Here is a 15,152-nt window from a genome sequence, read left to right on the forward strand (position 1 = left end):
CGCAGGCAGCGGGTTTGATCTCGGTACAGCGAAAAGCTTATTCGCCCAGCACCTGGCCGATGGTCGGGTCTTTGAACAGGCGGGTCAACGCATCGCTCAACACATCCCCCACCAGCTTGGTGTTGGTTTCCTGGTTGGGCGCCATGCCGAAGCGCTGGTCCAACGAGGCGCCGTAACGGCCGCTGTAACGGCGGTTGGCGTTCGACACATCAGCACGGAAGGTGGCGCCGATGGTGGCCTCGGTCACGTACAGGTTTTCCTTGGGCGACTGGTACTTCAATTCGGCCAGGGTCACGGTCAGTTGCGGCGCGTTGGAGGCGTTGGCCGAAGGGGTGAAGCCCAACAGGCGTACGGCCGCCTCGGCCTGAGCCTGCAGCTTGGGCACGATGTCATTGCCATTGACGCTGATGGTGCTGGTCTCGGGGTACATGCCACCACGAGTGCCCAGGGACTGCGAAGCCCGGCCGTCCACCACCTTGACCACCACCGGCTGGCCGTGGCCGACCGGGGCGAGCTGGGCGTTGAGCTTGGGTTGCGGGCTGAGTTGTTGCGGGCTGTGGGCACAACCGACCAGGCTCAGGCTGGCCACGGCAAGCAAACCGAACAACAGACGTTGCAACATGCGTGTTTCTCCAGAAAAAGCGGCAAAGGCCCACAGTATACCTAGCGGCACGCTACAAGCGGCAAGCTACAAGTAAAAGCAGACCGCACGGGGCGCAGGCGTCTTCTTGAGGCTTGCCGGTTGAAGCCAGGCCCTTCTGTCACACGCGGTTCATGGTCCTGCTGTTATCTTCGCTGCAAGCCCTAACACACAGGACTCGACACCATGGCCTCGCTCTGGACCCTGCTCTTCCAACGCCCGCGCCACAATACCTATGCACGCCTCGATGGCGACGGCAACTGCCTGGGATTCAAGCAATGCAGCCAGCCACCAGGCAGCAACGGCTGGGTGCAGGTCAAAGAAATCCAGCTTGCCTGGCTGGGCCGCCCGCTGCCCGCCAACGCCCGGGTTTGCGCCCATGCAAGCGGCCATTGGCAGCGGCGCACCCTGCCCGCCTGACAAACGCTGCAATAAAAAGCACGAATAACGACCTTTCTGCCCGCGACATCGTTATAATCTCCCCCCGATTATAAGGACGTCTCCTGATCGGGCCCCGCATTTGCCGTTTGACCCCGGCACCTTCAACGCTTCGCCCACAGAGAGCCTTCCACTCAGGTCTTGCATCGGCTGTCGTGCCTGCTTTTCCGGCCCTTCGCACTGCATGAACCTGCGGGTTGCCATCGCGCAGTCCCCTTTTGAGGTTCACGTCTCCAAAAGAGCGTGAAAAAAACGGTTTTCACAACTTCACGAGAGTGTGGCGAGCAAATGAACAGTCTGGCATGTGCAATAGCGACAGATGTGTCCCGAACAGCCCTGAACAGGCGGCTGATACGCTCATTTCACATGGGTGTCTGAAACCGCTCCATAACGCACGCACGACACCTTGACCATAAGTCGAATTGCCGCACCTGTGGCAAACGGCGTTCAATAGACGAACCCGAAGACTGATTTGGCGGTGTCCGCGGAAGTTGCAAGAACTGCGAAGAGTCGGACATGGCGATCCTGGCACACCTGGGGTCCTATGCTGTCAATTAGGTAGCTGTAGATTGTGGAGACGCGTTAAATGGCGCAGAACGAATCGGTTGATGTAGTACTGGTAGGCGCGGGCATCATGAGTGCCACCCTGGCCGTACTGCTCAAGGAGCTCGACCCGACCCTGAAGCTTGAGGTCGTCGAGGCGATGGACTCCGGGGCCGCGGAAAGCTCCAACCCCTGGAACAACGCAGGCACCGGCCATGCCGGCCTGTGCGAGCTGAACTACACGCCCCAGGCCGCCGATGGCAGCATCGACATCAAGAAGGCCGTGCACATCAATGCCCAGTTCGAGGTCTCGCGCCAGTTCTGGGCTTACCTGAGCAAAAAAGGCAATTTCGGCCCGGCCCGTGCCTTCATCAACCCTGTCCCGCACCTGAGCTACGTCGAAGGTGACAAGGGTGTTTCCTTCCTCAAGAAGCGTTTCGAGCTGCTCAAGCAGCACCATGCCTTCGCCGAGATGGAATACACCGAAGACAAGGCGGTGATGAATGAATGGATGCCGCTGATGATGCCCGGCCGCCCGGCCGACCAGCACATCGCCGCCACCCGCGTGACCAAAGGTACCGACGTCAACTTCGGCGCACTGACCAACAAGCTGCTCAAGCTGCTGGGCGACTCGCAGAATGCGCAGGTCAAGTACAGCAAGAAGGTCGTCGGCCTGCGCCGTAACGGCGCTGGCTGGACCGTCAGCATCAAGGACGTCAACAGCGGCGGCAGCCGTGAAGTGGACGCCCGCTTCGTGTTCCTCGGCGCCGGCGGCGCGGCACTGCCGCTGCTGCAACTGTCCGGCATCCCGGAGAGCAAAGGCTTCGGCGGCTTCCCGGTTAGCGGCCAGTGGCTGCGTTGCGACAACCCGGAAATCGTCAAGCAGCACCAGGCCAAGGTCTACAGCCAGGCCGCCGTTGGCGCGCCGCCGATGTCGGTGCCGCACCTGGACACCCGCGTGGTGGACGGCAAGACATCGCTGCTGTTCGGCCCGTACGCAGGCTTTACCACCAAGTTCCTCAAGCACGGCTCGCTGATGGACCTGCCACTGTCGGTGCGCATGGGCAACATCGGCCCGATGCTGGCCGTGGCCCGCGACAACATGGACCTGACCAAGTACCTGGTCAGCGAAGTGATGCAGTCGATGGAACAGCGCCTCGAATCGCTGCGCCGCTTCTATCCGCAGGCCAAGGCTGAAGACTGGCGCCTGGAAGTGGCTGGCCAGCGCGTGCAGATCATCAAGAAGGACCCGAAAAAAGGCGGCATCCTGCAGTTCGGTACTGAGTTGGTGTCGGCACAGGACGGCAGTATCGCGGCACTGCTCGGCGCATCCCCTGGTGCTTCGGTGACCGTGTCGATCATGCTTGAACTGATCGAGCGCTGCTTCCCCGAGCAGGCCAAGGGCGCCTGGGCTGCCAAGCTCAAGGAAATCTTCCCGGCTCGCGAGAAGACCCTGGCCACCGATGCAGCCCTGTACCACAAGATCAGTGCCGACAACGATGAGGCGCTGGACCTGGTAGAGAACAGCCCGGCCAAGCACTACGCCTAACGCCCCTCGGGGTAATGCCAGTCAGGTAGGCGATCCAGGGCCGCTTTGCGGCCCTGATAACGCTAACTGACTGGCAATGCCCCTAGGGCGTTTTTTCTGGCGGGGATCTATCAGGCCCGGGCTTTATCGATGATCTCGATGTATTCAGCCGCATTGCGCTGGTCGGCGATCACTTCGACGAAGGTCTTGCCCTGTTCGTCTTTGCCGTCCAGGTCCAGCCCGGCTTCGACGAAGAACCCTACGAAGCGCTCGAAATCGTCGACACGCAGGCCGCGGTAAGCCTTGATCAGCTTGTGCTGAGAAGGCGAAGTCACACCATCTGCAGGCTCAAACTGGAGAAACGACTTGATGTAGTCGTCGCTGATTTCGTCACCAATCACCTGCTTCTTGTCTTTGCGCATTGCCGGCTCCAACTGGACCATCACGAATTTCGAAGGCCGGCAGTTTACCCCCCACACGCGGCACGCCTCAACGCGTACGTACGGTACCTGTGTGCAAGTCGGCCCAGACATGGCCGTTGGAGTAGGTCAGAAACTGCACATACAGCGTCTCGTTGCGCAGCAGGTCCATGATCACGCGGTAGTCGCTGACCGGGTAGTTCAGGCTCAACGTGCGGGTCTTGTCGTCATACACAGGCTTTTTCAGGCTCTTGCCCGCCTCGCCATCGAAGGTGAGCAACACCTGGCTGATCGTCGCACCTTTACTCAACGGCTTGCCTTTGAGGCGCATCTGCAAGGAGGCGGTGATCGGAATTGGCTGTTGATCAGATGGGCGCTGCGCCCCAACCACTACCGAGTAGTCGGTTACCTGCAACAGTTGCTGGCCTGTCGGCGCTTCCTGGCGCAGGGCCTGGTCATCGGGCGGGAGAAACTGGCTGTGCAGCGGTGCGGCGGCAAGAGGCAGGCTGACTGCCAGCAACAGGGGAACGATCGCTCGCATGTAAGGCTCCTTGGCATGAAGGAGCACTCTAGCATGCTGCACAACGGTGGGCTGTCAATCGAACTGCGCGAGCATCCAGGCATGATACCGGGCAACACCCTCTTCGCCTTCACGCGGCGCCCAAGGGGCATGCTCGCCGTCGGCCAACTGCCGGTACGGGCCGGCTTTGCATTCGAACAGAATGCTGTCTGCCTCGAGCACCACCAGGGAATGGAAGAGGCCGGGGCGCAGGTCCACGCCAAGGCACTCGCCACCGGCTTCAAGGACGCGCTTGTCGATCACTGCGCCCTGCTCATCGAACATGAGCAGCCCCAAGCGGCCTTTGAGCGCCAACAAAGTCTCGGCCTTGTCCTCGCTCAGGTGCCGGTGAGGCGCAATATAGGTGGACGGCTGCAAGCCCACTGCCAAACGGTGACAGGGGTCTTGCATCTCATGGAAATTGTGATGGTAGCGACCACGCGGTGCGTCGGCGGCTTTCTGCGCCAGCCCGGCAAACAACGCTTGGTCGATGAAAGCAGGCTGGCTCATGATCAAAGTCCCTTGACGGCGAAGATGCCGTTCGCGTTACGCCAGTAACCCTTATAGTCCATGCCGTAACCAAAGATATAGCGATCGATGCAAGGCAGGCCGACGTAGCTGGCCTTGAGGTCCGGGCTGGCCTTGCGGTCATGGTCTTTGTCGATCAGCACCGCAGTATGCACCGAGCGGGCGCCGGCATGTTTGCAGAACTCGATGATGGCGCTGAGGGTGTGACCCTCGTCGAGGATATCGTCGACGATCAGCACGTCGCGGTCGATGAACGACACTTCAGGCTTGGCCTTCCAGAACAGCTCACCGCCACTTGTCTGGTTGCGGTAGCGCGTGGCATGCAGGTACGAGGCCTCCAGCGGGAACTGCAGGTGGGTCAGCAGCTTGCCAGCGAAGATCAGGCCGCCGTTCATCACACAGAACACCACCGGGTTCTTGTCGTGCAGGTCCTTGCAGATCTGCTCGCCAACCTTGGCAATGGCCGCTTCGACTTCGGCTTCGTTGTAAAGGCAGTCTGCCTCGCGCATGACTTGACGGATGTGCTCGAGATCAGCGGACATTGCGCTCTCCAGGGGGGATTTTGGAAAAGCGGGCAAAGGTACGCATCCGCTCGTCACAGATCAAGCATTTATGGACTAACGTGCAAAAGGACTGCACGACAGCAAAGGCTGAATAGATTAATCTAGCGCGGTTTTTTTGCCCGCCTTTCGGAGCCCCCCTATGCCCACTCGTGAGATCCGCCACCCGCTGATCCGCCACAAGCTCGGCCTCATGCGCCGTGCCGACATCAGCACCAAGAACTTTCGCGAACTCGCCCAGGAAGTCGGCGCGCTACTGACCTACGAAGCCACCCAGGACCTGCCACTGGAAACCTACGAGATCGATGGCTGGTGTGGCAAGGTGCAAGTTGAAAAAATCGCTGGCAAGAAGATCACCGTGGTACCGATCCTGCGCGCCGGCATCGGCATGCTTGACGGCGTGCTCAGCCTGATCCCGGGCGCGAAGGTCAGTGCCGTGGGTGTCGCACGCAACGAGGAGACCCTCGAAGCACACACCTACCTGGAAAAGCTCGCCCCGGACATCAACCAGCGCCTGGCGCTGATCATCGACCCGATGCTTGCCACCGGCGGCTCGATGGTCGCCACCATCGACCTGCTGAAGAAGGCAGGCTGCAAGGAAATCCGCGCCATGGTGCTGGTTGCAGCGCCTGAAGGCATCGAAGTGGTGGAGAAAGCCCACCCGGACGTCCAGATCTACACCGCCTCGATCGACCAGCGCCTCAACGAACACGGCTATATCGTTCCGGGCCTGGGCGACGCCGGTGACAAGATCTTCGGCACCAAGCAGAAGGACGCCTGACCATGCAGGACGGCTTCAACGACCCGCTATGGCGCCAGGTCGTTTCGGGCGCGCAGATGCTCTTCGTGGCATTTGGCGCGCTGGTGCTGATGCCGCTGATCACCGGCCTGGACCCTAACGTCGCGCTGTTCACCGCGGGTATCGGCACCCTGCTGTTCCAGCTGGTCACCGGCCGTCAGGTCCCGGTATTCCTGGCCTCGAGCTTTGCCTTCATTACTCCGATCATCCTCGCCAAAGGCCAGTTCGGCCTGGCCGAGACCATGGGCGGCGTGATGGCCGCAGGCTTCGTGTACACCTTCATGGGCCTGATGGTGAAGATCAAAGGCACCGGCTTCATCGACCGCATGCTGCCACCCGTGGTGATCGGCCCGGTGATCATCTCCATCGGCCTGGCCATGGCACCGATCGCGGCCAACATGGCCATGGGCAAGGGCGGTGACGGCGCGGTACTGATGCCGTACAAGACCGCCATGCTGATTTCCATGCCGGCGTTGCTCACCACCCTGATCGTCGCGGTATTTGGCAAAGGCATCTTCCGCCTGGTGCCGATCATTTCCGGGGTGCTGGTAGGGTTTGCCCTGGCGTTCGCCTTTGGCGTGGTCGATACCGCCAAGATTGCCGCCGCGCCTTGGCTTGAGATCCCTAATTTCACCGCACCAGCGTTCAACTGGCAGGCCATCCTGTTCATCGTACCGGTCGCCCTGGCCCCGGCGATCGAACATATCGGCGGGGTGATCGCAGTCGGCAGCGTGACCGGCCGCGACTACCTAAAGAAGCCTGGCCTGCACCGCACCCTGCTGGGTGACGGCCTGGCCACCACGGCAGCCGGCCTGTTCGGCGGCCCGCCCAATACCACGTATGCCGAAGTGACCGGCGCCGTGATGCTGACCAAGAACTACAACCCGAAGATCATGACCTGGGCGGCGGTCTTTGCCATCACCCTGGCCTTCATCGGCAAGTTCGGTGCGTTGCTGCAGAGCATCCCGGTGCCGGTGATGGGCGGCATCCTCTGCCTGCTGTTCGGTTCGATCGCGGCGGTGGGCATGAACACCATGATCCGCCACAAGATCGACCTGGGCGAAGCTCGCAACCTGGTGATCGTGTCGGTGACCCTGGTGTTCGGTATCGGCGGCGTGCTGATCGGCAGCGGCGACGGCCCTGATGATTGGGGCCTGAAGGGCATCGCCCTGTGCGCTATCGTGGCCATTGCCCTGAACCTGATCCTGCCGGGCAACGATGGCTGGAAAAAAGAGAAGCTGGACCTGTAGGAGCGGCCTTGCGTCGCGAAAGGGCCGCAAAGCGGCCCCTTCAATTCAAGCCTTTTCACACATCCGCGCCAGCACCCTCACCCACTCCGGGTGATCATTCAGGCACGGCACCAGCACCAACTCTTCGCCCCCTGCCTCGATGAACTGCTCCTTGCCGCGATCGCCAATTTCCTCCAGCGTCTCGATGCAATCGGCCACGAATGCCGGGCACATCACCAGCAGCTTCTTCGCCCCGGCCTTGGCCAGTTCATCCAGACGCGTCTCGGTATAGGGTTCGATCCACTTGTCTCGGCCTAACCGCGACTGGAACGAGACAGACCACTTGCCGTCCGGGATGCCCATCCTGGTGGCGAACGCCTTGGCCGACGCCAGGCACTGCCCCCGGTAGCACACCGCCCGCACTTCGGCACTGGCGTCCTTGCAGCAGTCCGCTGCCCGCAAATCATGCTTGCTACCAGGCATGAGCTTCTTCAGGTGCCGCTCCGGCAAGCCATGGAAGCTCAACAACAGGTGGTCGTAGTCCTGCTCAAGATAGGGCCGTGCACTGGCCACCAGGGCATCGATGTATTCAGGGTGGTCGTAGAACGGTTGCAGCACACGCAACTGCAAAGGCAAGGCGCGTTCGGCGACAGTCTGGTTGGCCAGTGCCACTACCGTAGTCACCGTGCTGTCAGCGAATTGTGGATAAAGCGGCGCCAGTGTCACCTTGCGCACACCTTGAGCGGCGAGGCGCTCAAGCACCTGCGCCAGTGCTGGCTCGCCATAGCGCATGGCGATTTCCACCGGACCATGGGGCCAGTGCTCGACCATCGCGGCCTGCAGGCGACGCGTCAACACCACCAAGGGTGAGCCTTCGTCCCACCAGATCGAGGCATAGGCATGGGCAGACTGTTCTGGGCGCTTGATCAGGATCAGCGACACCAGCAAGCGCCGCACCGGCCATGGCAGGTCGACCACGTAAGGGTCCATCAGGAACTGGTTGAGGTAGCGGCGTACATCGGCTACCGAGGTGGAAGCCGGAGAACCCAGGTTGACCAGCAACAGAGCGTGATCGGTCATGCAGCGTCCTATGTCAGAGGCGCCTGGACAGGTTGTCCAGGGCCGATTGCAGATCGTTGTAACGGAACGTGAAGCCCGCGGCCAGCAAACGCACAGGGCGTGCCCGCTGCCCACCAAGCAACAACGTCGACAGCTCTCCGAGGCCCGCCTTCAGCAGCAGGCCAGGCACCGGCAGCAGCGCCGGCCGGTGCAGCGCCCGGCCCAGGCGCCGGGCGAATTCGCGGTTACGCACAGGCTCTGGCGCGCAGGCATTATAAGGACCGCTGGCGTCCTTGTGCCGCAAGAGAAAATCTATCAGGGCGACCTGGTCGTCTATATGCACCCAAGGCATCCACTGCCGCCCATTGCCCAACGGGCCGCCCAGCCCAAGCTTGAACGGCAGGCGAAGGCGCGACAGGAAACCGCCATCGCTGGCCAGCACCAACCCCGTGCGCACCAACACTACGCGCAGCCCAAGGGCCTGCGCACGTTGCGCGGTTTCCTCCCAGGCAATGCACAGTTGGCTGGCGAAATCCTCGCGCACCGGCGGCGATGCCTCGGTCAATTCACGCTCACCGCCATCGCCATACCAGCCCACCGCAGATCCCGAAATAAGCACTTCGGGACGTTGCTCGCGGGTACCGAGCCAGCCCAGCAATTGCTCAGTAAGGCTGATACGGCTGGCCCACAGCACATTGCGCCGGGCTGCGGTCCAGGGCCGGTCGGCAATCGGCGCGCCAGCCAGGTTGATCACTGCGTCCACCGGCTCGTCTGCGGCCAGTTCCTCCAGCTGGGCAATCCCGCGAACCCCGCTGCCACATAGGCGCGCAACTTGATCAGGGCGCCGGCTCCACACGGTCAGGCGATGCCCCTGAGCGAGCCAGAACGGGCAAAGATGCTGGCCGATCAAGCCAGTGCCGCCTGTCAGCAATATATGCATGGCTGTGTCCTCACAGAGTGCGGCGATGGTCTATTTTTACAACAAGGCACTTTTTTAACCCAACGCTCTCAGATAAACATAGGCCAACCTGCCCTATGAAGCGGAATAACCTTATACAAATTTTAAGTATTGTACAGGTTTGCCTGACAGCGTAGTCTGCTTACAGCACGGTTCGAAGAGGCCATCATGACAGTACCTATTGCCATCATCGGTGCCGGTATCGCCGGCCTTTCCGCTGCCCAGGCCCTGCAAAAGGCCGGGCAGTCCGTTCACCTGTTCGACAAAGGCCACGGCAGTGGCGGGCGCATGGCCAGCAAACGCAGCGAGGCCGGTGCGCTCGATCTGGGTGCCCAATACTTCACTGCGCGCGACCGTCGCTTCGTCGAACAGGTGCAGCAATGGGTAGCCGCCGGCTGGGCCGAACAGTGGAAGCCGCAGTTGTACAACTACCGTGACGGCGAACTGACGCCCTCGCCCGACGAGCAGACGCGCTGGGTCGGCGTGCCGCGCATGAGTGCGATCACCCGCGGCATGCTCAAGGACGTCACGGTGAACTTCGGCTGCCGCATTGCCGAAGTGTTTCGCGGCAAGCAGTACTGGCACCTTCAGGATACCGAAGGCTGCAGCCATGGCCCATTCAGCCGCGTTGTGATCGCCGTCCCCGCGCCCCAGGCCACGCCGCTACTGGCGGCCACCCCAAAACTTGCCGCCGTGGCAGCGGGCGTGGTGATGGAGCCTACATGGGCCGTTGCCCTGGCCTTTCAGACACCGCTGGACACACCGATGCAGGGCTGCTTCGTGCAGGACAACCCGCTCGACTGGTTGGCACGCAACCGCAGCAAGCCAGGCCGCGATGAGCAGCTCGATACCTGGGTACTGCATGCCACTTCCACGTGGAGCAAGCAGCATATCGACCTGGCCAAGGAAGAAGTGATCGAGCAGCTGTGGGGAGAGTTCGCCGAATTGGTCGGCTGCGTGGTGCCTGCAGCGTCCTTCTCCGTGGCACATCGCTGGTTGTATGCACGGCCGGCCGGCAGTCACGAATGGGGCGCGCTGGCCGATGCCGACCAAGGGCTCTATGCCTGTGGCGACTGGTGCCTGTCGGGCCGCGTGGAAGGCGCCTGGCTCAGCGGTCAGGAGGCGGCACGACGCCTGCTGGAGCATCTCGACTAAACAAAACTGCAAAACTATACAAAAATACTAGTTTGCATAAGTTTGTGGCTGTGCTGGAATAACCTTGTACACGCGCGAATCAATGTACAAGTTTTCGGAGACAGCCATGCACGATCCATCCGCCCACAGTAAGCCCCGCATTGCCATCAGCTCATGCCTGACAGGCCACAGTGTGCGCTACAACGGCGGGCACAAGTCGTCCGATCTGTGCCGCACCCAGCTGGAAGAACACTTCGACTGGCTACCGGTCTGCCCCGAAGTCGCCATCGGCCTTGGGGTGCCCCGCGACCCGATCCGGCTGGTCGGTGACCCCGAACACCCGGCCGTGGTCGGGACACGCAACCCTGGCATGGACGTCACCGGCCCGCTCGCCAGTTACGGCGAACAGATGGCCGCCGAGCTTGACGATATCTGTGGCTACATTTTCATGCAGAAGTCGCCGTCCTGCGGGCTGGAGCGGGTCAAGGTCTACCAGGATAACGGTCACCCGGCAGTACAGGGTGGCAGAGGTGCCTACGCAGCGGCTTTCTGTGCCCGTCGCCCGGACCTGCCGGTCGAGGAAGAGGGGCGCCTGCACGACCCGGTATTGCGCGAGAACTTCATCAGCCGCGTCTACGCCTACGCGGACTGGCAGCGCCTGCTGGCCGAGGGTCTGAGCCGTGGCGCACTGGTGCGCTTCCATTCACGCTACAAGTACCTGCTCATGGCCAACAACCCGCAGGCTTACCGACAGCTTGGGCGCCTGCTTGGCAGCATGAGCCGGGACGATGACCCTCAGGTGATCGGGCCCCGCTATTTCAGCCAGTTGATGCAGGCGCTGCGTCGCTGCGCCAGCCGCGGCACCCATGGCAACGTACTGCAGCACCTCAGTGGCTACTTCAAGGACGCGCTGACGCAGCAGGACAAGGCCGAGCTGCAACACATCATCGACCAATACCAGCAAGGGGTCGTACCGCTGGTAGTTCCGCTGACCTTGCTCAAACACCATTTGCGCAAGCACCCTGACCCCTACCTGCAGCAACAGACCTACTTACAGCCGCACCCCGACAGCCTGGGGCTACGCAATGCAGTCTGAAGCGCCCATGCCCATCGGTGAACTGGCACGCCGCACCGGTGTGAATCCGGTAACCCTGCGTGCCTGGGAGCGGCGCTACGGGCTGCTGAAGCCGCAACGTACAGCCAAAGGCCACCGCTTGTATGGCCGCGACCAGGTCGAACGCGTCGAAGCGATCCTGGCTTGGCTGGAACGCGGCGCATCGGTCGGCCAGGTGCGCGAGCTGCTCGACAAGCCACCCGGCGTCGCTCCCCAAGGCGACTGGCAAACCCGCCAGCAACAGTTGATAGAGGCCATCGCCAACCTGTCCCAGCGCAGCCTCGACCAGCAACTCAATCAAGCCATGGCGCTGTATCCGGCCATCACCCTGTGCGAGAAATTGCTGCTGCCATTGCTCGATAGCCTGGGGCAACGTTGGTGCAATTACTTCAATGCCAGGCTCGAACAGGTGTTCTTCCACACTTGGCTGCGCAGCAAGCTGGGCGCACGGGTCTATCACGACAATCAATCACTGCACGGCCCGGCCGTGTTGCTGGCCGAAGACAGTGATCACGCCTTCGACCCCAGCCTTTGGCTGTATGCCTGGCTGCTGAGCAGCAGCGGCATCCCTGTCGAAGTGCTTGAAAACCCCGTGAGCGGAGTGGAGTTGCAACGTGCCGTCACCGCCCTGCAACCTCGCGCCCTGCTGCTGCACCTGGGCCCGCGCATCGATGGCCGGGCCCTGCTGCGTACCCTGCAGGGGATAGCAGGCACCAAGCTGCTGGGCGGCGCCACGATTTCCCTCCACCAAGCTCAACTGCACGCCTTCGGTGTGCCCGAGCTTTTCCTGTTCGATACCCCGCAGGCGGCATTGCGCACGCTGCAAGGCAATGACCGCCCGCCTGTAGAGTAGATACCCATGCAACTGATCTGGCTGCGCAGCGACCTGCGCGTCAACGACAACACCGCCCTGAGCGCCGCCTGTGAACGTGGCCCTACCGTGGCCTTGTGGCTTGCCAGCCCAGGCCAGTGGCAGGCGCATGACGACGCTGCCTGCAAGGTCGACTTCTGGCTGCGTAACCTGCGCGACCTGCGCCAGTCACTGGAGGGCCTCAATATTCCGTTGCTGGTCCGCAGGATCGACACCTGGGAGCAGGCGGCCCAAACGCTGCTCGACGTGTGCCGCCAGCACAACATCGAAGCGGTGCACTGGAACGATGAGTACGGCATCAACGAAAACAGCCGCGACCAGGCGACCCGCGCGTTACTGGAAGCCTCCGGCGTTCAGGCTCACAGCTACCTCGATCAGCTGTTGTTCCGCCCCGGCACCGTGCTGACACGCAGTGGTGATTACTTCCAGGTCTTCAGTCAGTTCAAGAAAGTCTGCCTGGAGCACCTGCACCGAAGCTTGCCGTCACAAGCACCTCGGGTAAAGCGCCAGGCCCCCGTGGGTATCGCCAGCGACCCCATTCCCCAGCACATCGATGGCTTCGACAAACCATCGCGCACCCTGAGCGAATACTGGCCTGCGGGCGAGGACGAGGCGCAAGCCCGACTGGCACGCTTCGTGGACGAAACCATCGAGGACTACCATCACCTGCGCGACCTGCCGGCAAAACCTGGCACCAGCCAACTGTCGGCCTACCTGGCGGCCGGAGTAGTCTCGCCCCGCCAGTGCCTGCACGCCGCACTGGCGAGCAACCGCGGCGAGTTCGACAGCGGTAGTACCGGCACCCAGACCTGGATCAACGAATTGCTCTGGCGCGAGTTCTACAAGCATATCCTGACCGGTTATCCACAGGTGTCACGCCACCGAGCATTCCGCACACACACCGAATCGCTGCCTTGGCGCGACGCCCCTGCCGACCTTGAGGCCTGGGAACAGGGACGCACCGGGTTCCCGATCATTGACGCGGCCATGCGCCAGTTGCTGCACACCGGATGGATGCACAATCGCCTGCGCATGATCGTCGCCATGTTCCTCAGCAAGAACCTGCTGATCGACTGGCGCCTGGGCGAACGGCACTTCATGCGCCACCTGATCGACGGTGATCTGGCCGCTAACAATGGCGGCTGGCAGTGGAGCGCCTCCACAGGCACAGACGCGGTGCCCTACTTCCGTATTTTCAACCCTGTTTCGCAGTCGCAACGCTTCGACCCACAGGGGCACTTCATTCGCCACTGGGTACCCGAGTTACGCGGGCTGGATGAAAAAAGTATCCATCTGCCTACGCAAAACAAGGATCTTTTCGCCGAAAATTCGTACCATCGTCCTATAGTTGACCTCAGTAGTAGCCGCCAGCGTGCACTGGAGGCCTTCAAGGGGTTATCGCGCAGGTAGGGTGAGGGGTCCGCGTATTGAATCATCCGCGAATTTTCTGGGTTACGGGAGCAGGTAGTGGTCTGGGTTTGGCCTTGGTGGAGCAATTGCTCGGGCTAGGGCACCGGGTAGCGACAAGCGGGAAGGATTGCCAGGCGCTCGATACCTTGGCAGCACAGCACGGTAGCCGCCTGTTGCGCCTGCCATGGCAGTTGCATGACGAAGACCAGGCGGCCAGCGCCTGCCTTGAGCTTTGTCATGCCTGGGGCGCGCTGGACAGCCTGATCATCAATGCAGGGGCCACCGATTATCTGCCGGATGCGGTATCGGCCACAGACGTGTTCGAGACGATCGTAAGCAGTAACCAGCTGGCGGCCGAGCACTGCCTGGGCCAGGCTGTACCGTTGCTGTTGAAAGGCGAAAAGCCGCAGGTAATGGCAATCTTCAACCGTTATTCGGCCTTGCAGTTGTATGCGCCCACGCGCGTCACAGCAGGCTGGAACAACACACCGCAGTGGTTTCGCGAGGCGCGCCAGTCGCTGAAAAATCAGGGCATTGACCTGACGGTGGTGGCGCCACATTCGTTGAAGACACCGGTCACCTCAGCTATGGCATTTCCTGAAGACTGGACACCGCAGAGCGCCGCGCAGGAGCTGCTGCAACGCTTGCCACTGCGCGAGCCGGAGCTTGTGCTGGAGGTCACGAACCTGAGTAGCTTGTGGCCATTGTCACGCTAAGTGATGAGGAAGCATTGCCACCCACTTCGCGGCCCCGCGAAATGGGTGGCAATGGCAAACTCAGAGTGCCATGCGGTAATGCAGGCTGTAGCTCTCGACCCCATCGTTGGGCTGCTTGATGCCGGCGTTGGAATAGTGGATTGCCCGCACGCCAATCTCATGGCCACCTGCAAAGCGCAGCCCGAAACCGATTCGGTCTTCGAACTGGAACGACGAACCCAATTCGTTGCTTTCAAGCTCAGTGCTGGCAAATGCAGCCACGCCGATGCCCGCCTCGATGTAGGGCTTCACTGACTCACCAGCGAACTCATAGACGAATACCGGTGCGAAAGACAGGCTGTGGTTGCTCGCCGTCTCGTCGCCGTCCCAATAGGTGTAAGCCCCATCCCAATAACCGGTCAGCCGACCGACGCTCGTCTGCCACCAGCTGGCATCCCAGTTGGACTGAAGGCCCAGGCGGTAAACCTGGGTGGAGTCACCCGTCTGCCCTACCGATAACGAAACATCGGCAGCTTGCACTACCGCGATCTGTCCCAAAGTGACGGCGGCAGCCGCCGCCAAGCCGAGCAGTTTCCTCATGAGAAACATCCTTCTTTCCAATGCTGTTGTAAGTGTTCGCCTCATGGCAGGCAAAAAATAGAAATCAG

General features: G+C 61.6%; 17 protein-coding genes. 9 read left to right on the forward strand and 8 right to left on the reverse strand.

Annotated elements, in window-relative coordinates; translation table 11 throughout:
- Positions 1–37: 37 nt before the first annotated feature.
- Complete coding sequence (locus ACMGF5_RS04750; RefSeq protein WP_039603065.1) at positions 38–622, reverse strand: YajG family lipoprotein; 585 nt, start codon at positions 620–622, stop codon at positions 38–40.
- Positions 623–826: 204 nt separating this feature from the next.
- Between ACMGF5_RS04750 and ACMGF5_RS04755 the strand changes: the two genes are divergently transcribed.
- Positions 827–1,060 carry a hypothetical protein gene (locus ACMGF5_RS04755; RefSeq protein WP_046784547.1) on the forward strand — a complete coding sequence of 78 codons (234 nt, stop codon included), beginning with the start codon at positions 827–829 and terminating at the stop codon, positions 1,058–1,060.
- Positions 1,061–1,664: 604 nt separating this feature from the next.
- Positions 1,665–3,170 carry a malate dehydrogenase (quinone) gene (mqo, locus tag ACMGF5_RS04760; RefSeq protein ID WP_196914294.1) on the forward strand — a complete coding sequence of 502 codons (1,506 nt, stop codon included), beginning with the start codon at positions 1,665–1,667 and terminating at the stop codon, positions 3,168–3,170.
- Positions 3,171–3,280: 110 nt separating this feature from the next.
- Here the strand turns inward: mqo and ACMGF5_RS04765 are convergent, their stop codons facing one another.
- From ACMGF5_RS04765 to ACMGF5_RS04780, 4 genes are all read right to left on the reverse strand, one after another.
- The gene (locus tag ACMGF5_RS04765; protein ID WP_046784549.1) at positions 3,281–3,571 is read right to left on the reverse strand and encodes a PA4642 family protein; all 291 of its coding nucleotides are present in this window, start codon (positions 3,569–3,571) and stop codon (positions 3,281–3,283) included.
- A 67-nt stretch (positions 3,572–3,638) separates the two neighbouring features.
- Entirely contained in the window at positions 3,639–4,109 is a 471-nt protein-coding gene (locus ACMGF5_RS04770) for a hypothetical protein (RefSeq protein WP_046784550.1), read from the reverse strand.
- Positions 4,110–4,163: 54 nt separating this feature from the next.
- Positions 4,164–4,637: a WbuC family cupin fold metalloprotein gene (locus tag ACMGF5_RS04775; protein ID WP_046784551.1), complete on the reverse strand. Its 474-nt coding sequence runs from the start codon at positions 4,635–4,637 to the stop codon at positions 4,164–4,166.
- 2 nt (positions 4,638–4,639) lie between these two features.
- The gene (locus ACMGF5_RS04780) at positions 4,640–5,197 is read right to left on the reverse strand and encodes a hypoxanthine-guanine phosphoribosyltransferase (protein ID WP_012316248.1); all 558 of its coding nucleotides are present in this window, start codon (positions 5,195–5,197) and stop codon (positions 4,640–4,642) included.
- 160 nt (positions 5,198–5,357) lie between these two features.
- Here ACMGF5_RS04780 and upp point away from each other — a divergent pair, with 160 nt between their 5' ends.
- Together upp and ACMGF5_RS04790 are read left to right on the forward strand one after the other, a co-directional pair.
- Complete coding sequence (gene upp / locus ACMGF5_RS04785; protein WP_011532223.1) at positions 5,358–5,996, forward strand: uracil phosphoribosyltransferase; 639 nt, start codon at positions 5,358–5,360, stop codon at positions 5,994–5,996.
- 2 nt (positions 5,997–5,998) lie between these two features.
- Complete coding sequence (locus tag ACMGF5_RS04790; protein WP_115273869.1) at positions 5,999–7,264, forward strand: uracil-xanthine permease family protein; 1,266 nt, start codon at positions 5,999–6,001, stop codon at positions 7,262–7,264.
- Positions 7,265–7,309: 45 nt separating this feature from the next.
- On the opposite strand, the gene hemH is transcribed toward ACMGF5_RS04790, so the two are convergent.
- Both hemH and ACMGF5_RS04800 read right to left on the reverse strand, forming a co-directional pair.
- On the reverse strand, positions 7,310–8,323 hold the full coding sequence (gene hemH / locus ACMGF5_RS04795) for a ferrochelatase (protein WP_046784553.1): 1,014 nt from the start codon (positions 8,321–8,323) through the stop codon (positions 7,310–7,312).
- Positions 8,324–8,336: 13 nt separating this feature from the next.
- Positions 8,337–9,242, reverse strand: a complete 906-nt coding sequence (locus ACMGF5_RS04800; RefSeq protein ID WP_012316252.1) for a TIGR01777 family oxidoreductase — start codon at positions 9,240–9,242, stop codon at positions 8,337–8,339.
- A gap of 186 nt (positions 9,243–9,428) precedes the next feature.
- Between ACMGF5_RS04800 and ACMGF5_RS04805 the strand changes: the two genes are divergently transcribed.
- From ACMGF5_RS04805 to ACMGF5_RS04825, 5 genes are all read left to right on the forward strand, one after another.
- Positions 9,429–10,415 carry an NAD(P)/FAD-dependent oxidoreductase gene (locus tag ACMGF5_RS04805; RefSeq protein WP_115273868.1) on the forward strand — a complete coding sequence of 329 codons (987 nt, stop codon included), beginning with the start codon at positions 9,429–9,431 and terminating at the stop codon, positions 10,413–10,415.
- 106 nt (positions 10,416–10,521) lie between these two features.
- Positions 10,522–11,490 (forward strand): YbgA family protein, encoded by a 969-nt coding sequence (locus ACMGF5_RS04810; RefSeq protein WP_115275490.1) that lies wholly within the window; start codon positions 10,522–10,524, stop codon positions 11,488–11,490.
- Positions 11,480–12,361, forward strand: a complete 882-nt coding sequence (locus ACMGF5_RS04815; RefSeq protein ID WP_251962460.1) for a MerR family transcriptional regulator — start codon at positions 11,480–11,482, stop codon at positions 12,359–12,361. Before ACMGF5_RS04810 ends, ACMGF5_RS04815 begins: the two co-directional genes overlap by 11 nt.
- Positions 12,362–12,367: 6 nt before the next feature.
- A complete protein-coding gene (gene phrB / locus ACMGF5_RS04820) occupies positions 12,368–13,789 on the forward strand; it encodes a deoxyribodipyrimidine photo-lyase (protein WP_115273866.1) in 1,422 nt (473 codons plus the stop codon).
- Positions 13,790–13,806: 17 nt separating this feature from the next.
- Entirely contained in the window at positions 13,807–14,505 is a 699-nt protein-coding gene (locus tag ACMGF5_RS04825) for an SDR family oxidoreductase (protein ID WP_115273865.1), read from the forward strand.
- Between the two features lie 60 nt (positions 14,506–14,565).
- Here the strand turns inward: ACMGF5_RS04825 and ACMGF5_RS04830 are convergent, their stop codons facing one another.
- Complete coding sequence (locus ACMGF5_RS04830) at positions 14,566–15,084, reverse strand: acyloxyacyl hydrolase (protein WP_012316258.1); 519 nt, start codon at positions 15,082–15,084, stop codon at positions 14,566–14,568.
- Positions 15,085–15,152 lie beyond the last annotated feature (68 nt).

Origin of the sequence: Pseudomonas sp. BNK-15 (assembly GCF_047456105.1) — a bacterium.
GTDB classification, from domain to species: domain Bacteria; phylum Pseudomonadota; class Gammaproteobacteria; order Pseudomonadales; family Pseudomonadaceae; genus Aquipseudomonas; species Aquipseudomonas putida_E.

Bases quoted from the DNA above. Each gene is read 5' to 3' on its own strand.
- ACMGF5_RS04750 (WP_039603065.1), bottom strand. From the start codon at position 622: ATGTTGCAACGTCTGTTGTTCGGTTTGCTTGCCGTGGCCAGCCTGAGC.
- ACMGF5_RS04755 (WP_046784547.1), top strand. From the start codon at position 827: ATGGCCTCGCTCTGGACCCTGCTCTTCCAACGCCCGCGCCACAATACC.
- mqo (WP_196914294.1), top strand. From the start codon at position 1,665: ATGGCGCAGAACGAATCGGTTGATGTAGTACTGGTAGGCGCGGGCATC.
- ACMGF5_RS04765 (WP_046784549.1), bottom strand. From the start codon at position 3,571: ATGCGCAAAGACAAGAAGCAGGTGATTGGTGACGAAATCAGCGACGAC.
- ACMGF5_RS04770 (WP_046784550.1), bottom strand. From the start codon at position 4,109: ATGCGAGCGATCGTTCCCCTGTTGCTGGCAGTCAGCCTGCCTCTTGCC.
- ACMGF5_RS04775 (WP_046784551.1), bottom strand. From the start codon at position 4,637: ATGAGCCAGCCTGCTTTCATCGACCAAGCGTTGTTTGCCGGGCTGGCG.
- ACMGF5_RS04780 (WP_012316248.1), bottom strand. From the start codon at position 5,197: ATGTCCGCTGATCTCGAGCACATCCGTCAAGTCATGCGCGAGGCAGAC.
- upp (WP_011532223.1), top strand. From the start codon at position 5,358: ATGCCCACTCGTGAGATCCGCCACCCGCTGATCCGCCACAAGCTCGGC.
- ACMGF5_RS04790 (WP_115273869.1), top strand. From the start codon at position 5,999: ATGCAGGACGGCTTCAACGACCCGCTATGGCGCCAGGTCGTTTCGGGC.
- hemH (WP_046784553.1), bottom strand. From the start codon at position 8,323: ATGACCGATCACGCTCTGTTGCTGGTCAACCTGGGTTCTCCGGCTTCC.
- ACMGF5_RS04800 (WP_012316252.1), bottom strand. From the start codon at position 9,242: ATGCATATATTGCTGACAGGCGGCACTGGCTTGATCGGCCAGCATCTT.
- ACMGF5_RS04805 (WP_115273868.1), top strand. From the start codon at position 9,429: ATGACAGTACCTATTGCCATCATCGGTGCCGGTATCGCCGGCCTTTCC.
- ACMGF5_RS04810 (WP_115275490.1), top strand. From the start codon at position 10,522: ATGCACGATCCATCCGCCCACAGTAAGCCCCGCATTGCCATCAGCTCA.
- ACMGF5_RS04815 (WP_251962460.1), top strand. From the start codon at position 11,480: ATGCAGTCTGAAGCGCCCATGCCCATCGGTGAACTGGCACGCCGCACC.
- phrB (WP_115273866.1), top strand. From the start codon at position 12,368: ATGCAACTGATCTGGCTGCGCAGCGACCTGCGCGTCAACGACAACACC.
- ACMGF5_RS04830 (WP_012316258.1), bottom strand. From the start codon at position 15,084: ATGAGGAAACTGCTCGGCTTGGCGGCGGCTGCCGCCGTCACTTTGGGA.